Below are 686 nucleotides of genomic sequence, written 5' to 3'. Positions count from 1 at the left end.
GTCGGCGACGACGCCGTGCTCGGCGCCGTGGGCGGTGGGTTCGCGCTCGCCCTGCTCGCCCTCGACGGCGGCCGGATCGGCATCGCTTCGCAGGCGATCGGCATCGCGCGCGGCGCGTTCGAGGCCGCCCTGCGCTACGCCGGCGAGCGCCGGACGTTCGGTCGGCCGATCATCGAGCACCAGGCGATCGGCGCGATGCTCGCCGACGCCGCGACCTGGCTCGACGCTGCGTCGCTGATGACCTTGCGCGCCGCCGCGCTCAAGCAAGCGCGCAAGCCGTACTCGCAGGAGTCGGCAATGGCCAAGCTGTTCGCGACCGAGCACGCGTGGAAGGTGTGCGACGCCGCCCTCCAGATCCACGGCGGCTACGGCTACGTGCGCGACTTTCCCGTCGAGCGCGCGCTGCGCGACGTGCGCGTCACCCGCATCTTCGAGGGCACGAGCGAGATCCAGCGCATCGTGATCGCCCGCAGCCTCTTGCATGGCCAATCGCGATGACGCCGTCCCGCGCCCAGATCATCCTCGCGTTCGCCGCGCTGTACCTCGTCGGTGGCTCGGTGTTCCTCGGCCAGCGCGTCGCCATGCACGGCGGGCTTACTGCGTTTCTGACCAGCGGCGTGCGCATGGCGTTCGCCGGCGCGATCCTGCTCGCGTGGTCGCGCGCGCGCGGCGGCGGGCTCGCGCCG

At 72.7% G+C, this 686-nt stretch carries 2 protein-coding genes; both read left to right on the top strand.

Annotated features, from left to right (window positions below; genetic code table 11):
* Positions 1–498 (top strand): acyl-CoA dehydrogenase family protein (locus tag QQJ96_RS16795; protein WP_284333172.1); only part of this gene is annotated, 498 nt, incomplete at its 5' end.
* The coding region (locus tag QQJ96_RS16790) for a hypothetical protein (RefSeq protein WP_284333171.1) at positions 495–686 on the top strand (192 nt) is incomplete at its 3' end. The genes QQJ96_RS16795 and QQJ96_RS16790, both read left to right, overlap by 4 nt.

This window comes from Dyella flagellata, assembly GCF_030160275.1.
Taxonomy (GTDB): Bacteria; Pseudomonadota; Gammaproteobacteria; order Xanthomonadales; family Rhodanobacteraceae; genus Dyella_B; species Dyella_B flagellata.
This window is presented reverse-complemented; position numbering and strand designations above follow the sequence as displayed.